The organism is Streptomyces sp. NPDC054872 (assembly GCF_053610705.1).
This window is the reverse complement of sequence record NZ_JBSGYY010000020.1, coordinates 140,238-146,486: the sequence shown is the minus strand read 5'-3', so window position 1 is coordinate 146,486 and position 6,249 is coordinate 140,238. Positions and strand designations below refer to the sequence as shown.

The window sequence follows — 6,249 nt, the reverse complement described above, 5'->3', positions numbered from 1 at the left end:
GCAGGTGATACCTGCCGGGCGCCCTCATCTGCGTAGGACCGTCTTTACAGCTTCTCGATCACGTAGTCGACGCACTTGGTCAGCGCCTCGACGTCCGCCGGGTCGATAGCCGGGAACATCGCCACGCGCAGCTGATTGCGGCCCAGCTTGCGGTACGGCTCGGTGTCAACGACCCCGTTGGCCCGCAGAGCCTTGGCAACAGCGGCAGCGTCAATCTCGTCCGCGAAGTCGATCGTGCCGATGACCTGCGAGCGCTTGGCCGGGTCGGTGACGAACGGCGTCGCGTACTTCGACTCCTCGGCCCACCCGTACAGGGTGCGCGAGGACGCGGCCGTGCGGCCGGTCGTGAACTCCAGGCCGCCCTGGCTGTTCATCCAGTCCAGCTGCTCACCGAGCAGGAAGAGCGTGGCGAGCGCCGGGGTGTTGTACGTCTGGTTCTTGCGGGAGTTGTCGATCGCCGTGGGGAGGCTGAAGAACTCCGGGACGTGGCGGCCGGAGGCGTGGATCCGCTCGGCGCGCTCGATGGCGGCGGGGGAGAAGACGCCGATCCACAGGCCGCCGTCCGACGCGAAGGACTTCTGCGGCGCGAAGTAGTAGACGTCCGTCTCGGCGATGTCGACCGGCAGGCCGCCCGCGCCGGAGGTGGCGTCCACCAGGACGAGGGAACCCTCGTCCGCGCCGGCCACCCGCTTGAGGGGGGCCGCGACACCGGTCGAGGTCTCGTTGTGCGTGAAGGCGTAGACGTCCACGCCTGCCTCGGCCTGCGGCTCCGGGTGCGTGCCCGGCTCACTCGAGATCACCGTGGGCTCGGCGAGCCACGGGGCGAGTTTCGAGGCCTTGGCGAACTTGGAGGAGAACTCACCGAACGTGAGGTGCTGCGACTTGTTCTCGATGAGGCCGTGGGTCGCGACGTCCCAGAAGGCGGTGGAGCCGCCGTTGCCCAGGATCACCTCGTACCCCTCGGGGAGGGAGAAGAGGTCGCGCACGCCTTCGCGCACCTTGCCGACCAGGTTCTTGACCGGGGCCTGGCGGTGGGAGGTGCCGAGCAGAGAGGTACCGGTGGCGGCGAGCGCGTCCAGCGCCTCCGTGCGCACCTTGGAGGGGCCCGCGCCGAAACGTCCGTCGGCGGGCTTGATGTCAGCGGGAATCTGGATCTCAGCCACGGGGTGAGCCTAACGGCTTCTCGAGCGGTGAACGGGGGGCGTCCGGCGGCTGAGATCGTGCTGACCCACAGGGTGGACGCCGCGGGGCGCCGCCCCGGACCTCGCTCCTCAAACGCCGGAGGAGCTAATTCCGCTTCCGCAGAAGCACCGGCAGCTCGTACAGGTCGTTCTGCGTCACCACCGGCTTGTTGCGCAGTTCCGCGCGCGGGACCGCCAGGGTCAGCTCCGGGAAGCGTGCGTACAGGGCCGGGAGTGCCACCCCCGCCTCCAGGCGCGACAGTGCCGCACCCGGGCAGACGTGCGGGCCGTGGCCGAAGGAGATGTGACGGTTCGACGAGGCCGCGGACGTGCGCGTGATGTCGAAGGCGTCCGCCGTGGGGCCGTGCGCCCGCTCGTCGCGGCCGATCGCCGCGTACGACACGATCAGCGCGTCACCCGCGCGGATGACCTTGTCGCCCACGGCGACGTCCTCGGCCGCGAACCGGATCAGGACGTGCGATGTCGGCGTGGAGTGGCGCAGCGTCTCCTCCACGACCATCTCCCAGCTCGCGTCGCCGGAGAGGACGAGCGCCAGCTGCTCGGGATGGGCCGAAAGGTTCACCACCGCGTTGACGATCAGCGAGATCGTCGTCTCGTGGCCCGCCGCGACCATCAGCTGGAGCGTGGAGACGATCTCCGCGTCGGTGAGGTGGTCGCCGTCCTCCGACGCGAGGATCAGGGCGCTGGTCAGATCGTCGCCCGGCTCGGCCCGCCGCGCCGCGACGACACCGCTCATCATGGCCGCCAGCTCGCCCAGCGTGGCCACGACCTCGGCGGGCGGCGTCTGGGTGGAGAAGAACTTGTCGAAGAGGACCTTCAGGCGGGGGTGGTCGGCGGCGTCGATGCCCATCAGGTCGCTGATGACGTACATGGGCAGCGGGTACGCGAACTCGGCCTTCAGGTCCACCACTTGGCCGCTGCCCTGCGGAAGCCGGTCCAGGAGGCCCTTCGTCAGCTCCGCGATCCGCTCCCGCATCCGCTCCACCCGCCGCGGCGTCAGAGCCTGCGCGACCAGGGCGCGCATCCGGCGGTGTTCCTCGCCGTCGACCGTCAGCATCGAACGGCCCGGGTTGGCCAGGCCGATCAGCGGCCAGTCCGCCGGTATCTCGCCGCGCCGCCAGGCGCCCCACACCTCGATGTCCTTCACCAGACGCTTGTCGGTGAGGAGTTGACGTGCCTCGGCGTGGTGCGTGACCGCCCAGACCGGTACGCCGCCGGGCAGCTCCACCTCGGCCAGCGGGCCCGCCGCACGCAGCCTGGCGCTCTCGCCGTCCAGGTCGGTGACGAAGGGGTCGAGGACGATGCGGTCGGGTGCGTTGCGGGCGGGGCAGCCGGACGTCATCGGGGCTCTCCTCTGGGTCCACACGGGGTTCTGATGACCACGTCACACGGGTTCCGGTGATCAAGTCGCGGCAACTATAGGCGCGCGTCGGGCGTTTGGCTGCCGCCGGTGCGGGCCTTCGCGGATGCATATTGAGGGCATGGATATGGGCATGAGTGATCTCGGAGGCGTGGAAGAGGAACTGCGGGCAGCCGTGCGGGGGGAGGTGGACTTCTCCGTCACCGCGCGGGCCCTGAACACCATGGACGCGTCCAACTACCGCAGAGTGCCGCTAGGCGTCCTCGCCCCGCGCGACGCGGACGACGTGGCGGCGGCGCTCGCCGTGTGCCGGGAGCGCGGGGTGCCGGTCGTGGCCCGCGGCGCCGGCACGTCCATCGCCGGACAGGCGACCGGCACGGGGCTCGTCCTCGACTTCACGCGGCACATGAACCGGATCGTGTCCCTGGACGCCGAGTCGCGGACCGCGGTCGTCCAGCCCGGCGTCATCTGCGACACGCTGCGGGGCGCGGCCGCACCGCACGGCCTGACCTTCGGCCCCGACCCGTCCACCCACAACCGCTGCACCCTCGGCGGCATGATCGGCAACAACTCCTGCGGGTCCCACTCGGTCGCCTGGGGCACGACCGCCGACAACGTCGCCTCGCTCTCGGTCGTGAGCGGCGCGGGCGAACGGCTCGCGCCGGGGCAGGGCTGGTCCGGCGCTCCGGAGGGCCTACGCGCGCTGGTGGACGGCGAGTTGGAACTCCTGCGCACCGGTTTCCCCGACCTCCCGCGCCGCATCTCCGGCTATGCGCTCGACGCCATGCTCCCCGAGCGGGGCGTCGACCTGGCCCGCGCCTTCTGCGGCTCCGAGGGCACGCTCGGCGTGGTGACGGAGGCCGTCGTACGCCTCGTCGACTCGCCACGCGCGCGTGCGCTCGCGGTCCTCGGTTACGCCGACGAGAGCGCGGCGGCGGAGGCGGCCGCCGGACTGCTGCCGCACGGGCCGCTGACGGTGGAGGGGATGGCGGCCGACCTCGTACGGGGGTCCGAGGGGCTGCCCAAGGGCGGTGCCTGGCTGTTCGTCGAGACGGGTGGCGCGAGCGAGGGTGAGGCACGCGCGCGTGCGGAGGCGATCGTGCGGGCGGCGGCCGGGGACACGGTGGACTCGGTGGTCGTGACGGACCCGGCGGGGCAGCGCGTGCTGTGGCGGGTCCGTGAGGACGCCAGCGGGACGGCGACGCGGATGCCGGACGGCAGCGAGGCGTGGCCGGGGTGGGAGGACTGCGCGGTGCCGCCCGCACGGCTCGGCGCGTACCTGCGGGACTTCCGGGGGCTGCTCGGCGAACACGGCCTGCGCGGGACGCCGTACGGGCACTTCGGGGACGGCTGCATTCACGTACGCATCGACTTCGACCTGATGAGCGAGGTGGGCGTGCGGCGCTTCCGACGCTTCTCCGAGGACCTGGCGCGGCTCGTGGTCGCGCACGGCGGTTCGCTGTCGGGCGAGCACGGCGACGGGCAGGCACGGGCCGAGCTCCTTCCCGTGATGTACGGGGCCGACCTCGTCCGGCTGTTCGAGCGGGTGAAGGGGGTGTGGGACCCGGCGGACCTGCTGAATCCGGGGATGCTGGTGCGGCCCGCGCCGCTGGACTCGAACCTGCGGTTCGCCCCGCTGCCGCGGCAGCCGGTGGACGTGGCCTTCGGCTACCCGCATGACGGCGGGGACTTCTCGGCGGCGGTGCGGCGGTGCGTGGGGGTCGCCAAGTGCCGTACCACGTCCGCCGGTTCGGGCGGCGGGGTGATGTGCCCGTCCTTCCGGGCGACGGGCGATGAGGAGCACTCCACGCGCGGCCGGGCGCGCCTCCTGCACGAGATGCTCGCGGGTGACGTGGTCACGGACGGCTGGCGCTCGGAGGAGGTACGGGACGCGCTCGACCTCTGCCTGTCCTGCAAGGGCTGCCGGTCGGACTGTCCGGTGGGCGTGGACATGGCCACGTACAAGGCGGAGTTCCTGCACCACCACTACGAGGGCCGCAGGCGCCCCGCGGCGCACTACGCGATGGGCTGGCTCCCGCTGTGGCTGCGCCTGGCCTCGCGGACGCGGACGGCGGGGGCGGCCAACGCGGTGGCTCGCGTGGGGGTGCTGGCCTCGCTGGCCAAGAGGCTGGGCGGGATCGCACCGGAGAGGGACATTCCGCGCCTCGCGGGGGAGACGTTCCGCCGGTGGTTCCGGGGCCGGGACGCCGCCGCGGCCTCGGAGGGCCCGACGGTCGTGCTCTGGCCGGACACGTTCACGGACCACCTGTCACCGGCGGTGGGCCGGGCGGCGGTGCGGGTCCTCGAGGACGCGGGGCTGCGGGTGGTGGTGCCGCCGGGGGACGTGTGCTGCGGTCTGACGTACGTGTCCACGGGGCAACTGGACCGGGCTCGCGCGGTGATGCGGAGGACGCTGGAGCGGATGGGGCCGCTCCTTGACTCGGAGGCGCCGCTGGTGGTCCTCGAACCGAGCTGTGCGGCGGCGCTTAAGACGGACCTGGTGGAACTGCTGGCCGGGGACGAACGGGCGGCGGAACTGGCCTCCCGGGTACGGACGTTCGCGCAGGCCCTGGAGGAACTGGCCCCGGAGTGGTCGCCGCCGCGGATCGGCCGCCCGGTGGTGGGCCAGACGCACTGCCACCAGCACGCGGTGCTCGGCGACGCGGCCGAACGCCGCCTGCGGGGCAAGGCGGGCCTGGAGGGCGAGTTGAGCGGAGGCTGCTGCGGGCTCGCGGGCAACTTCGGCTTCGAGGCCGGGCATTACGAGGTCTCGGCGGCATGCGCGGAGGAACAACTGCTCCCCGCCGTACGAGGCGCCGCCCCGGAGGCGAAGGGCGGCCCCATGATCCTGGCGGACGGCTTCTCCTGCCGAACCCAACTGGAACAACTGGGGGAGGGGGCACGGGGACGGCACTTGGCGGAGGTGTTGGCGGAGGGGCTGGACGGGGCCTGAGGGTGCTCGCGGGGCGCGGGGGTCACGGATTCCGGACGGGGGCGACCGGCTTACGAGCGAGTTCCCCGTACAGGCGCGCCGATGTCCGCACGCCAGCGGCATGGCTAGTGGTGGGCGTCGCTGAGCCACAGCATGCCGAGCCCGGCGTAATGGGCGAGAGGGGCGGCCGCGTACCCGGCGAGGAGGATGACGAGTGCCGCGGCCGTGACGGACAGTGTGCCGAGTCCGAGGGTGCGCATACGCGCCCGGCGGGTCAGCACCCAGGAGCGGTACAGGGCCACGAACGGAGAGCGGCGCTCCAGCACCGTCTCGGCGGTGGCCAGCGAAAGGCGGAAGTACAGCAGCGGGCCCAGGCACATGACGCCGATCGGCAGCACCCACCCCACCAGCGTGTAGACCGGGGTCGCGGTCTCGCCCGTGGGCGTGGGCTCGACGCCGGGCACCTCGCCGCGCTCGACGGTCATCCACAGCACATAACCAGCCAGCGCCATGGCACCCACCGGCAGTCCGCTCAGCGCGTTGACCGCGAGGGCGGCGGGGAAGCGCCCGCGGGTACGCCGCCACAGCTCGCGAACGGTCAGCGGCCCGTCACCGTCGCGCGTGGCGTGGGATTCGGCGACGGCGTACGCGGCGTGCAGGACGGAGACGACAAGAAGTCCCAGGACGAGCAGCAGCAGCGACACCACGAGACCGACCCGCACCAACGGGAACCAGCCGCCGTCGGCGTAGGCCTC

Annotated in this window: 4 protein-coding genes; 1 reads left to right on the top strand and 3 read right to left on the bottom strand. The window is 72.3% G+C overall.

Going from position 1 to position 6,249, the window contains the following annotated elements; genetic code table 11:
- Positions 1 to 44: 44 nt before the first annotated feature.
- Together serC and ACWGIH_RS24610 are read right to left on the bottom strand one after the other, a co-directional pair.
- The gene (gene serC / locus ACWGIH_RS24615; RefSeq protein ID WP_453446144.1) at positions 45 to 1,163 is read right to left on the bottom strand and encodes a phosphoserine transaminase; all 1,119 of its coding nucleotides are present in this window, start codon (positions 1,161 to 1,163) and stop codon (positions 45 to 47) included.
- A 124-nt stretch (positions 1,164 to 1,287) separates the two neighbouring features.
- Positions 1,288 to 2,544, bottom strand: coding sequence for a cytochrome P450 family protein (locus tag ACWGIH_RS24610; RefSeq protein WP_453446146.1), 1,257 nt, complete (start codon positions 2,542 to 2,544; stop codon positions 1,288 to 1,290).
- Positions 2,545 to 2,695: 151 nt separating this feature from the next.
- On the opposite strand from ACWGIH_RS24610, the gene ACWGIH_RS24605 reads away from it, so the two are divergent.
- Positions 2,696 to 5,515, top strand: coding sequence for an FAD-binding and (Fe-S)-binding domain-containing protein (locus tag ACWGIH_RS24605; protein ID WP_453446147.1), 2,820 nt, complete (start codon positions 2,696 to 2,698; stop codon positions 5,513 to 5,515).
- A gap of 104 nt (positions 5,516 to 5,619) precedes the next feature.
- Here ACWGIH_RS24605 and ACWGIH_RS24600 read toward each other — a convergent pair whose 3' ends face one another.
- Positions 5,620 to 6,216, bottom strand: coding sequence for a hypothetical protein (locus ACWGIH_RS24600; protein ID WP_453446148.1), 597 nt, complete (start codon positions 6,214 to 6,216; stop codon positions 5,620 to 5,622).
- Positions 6,217 to 6,249 lie beyond the last annotated feature (33 nt).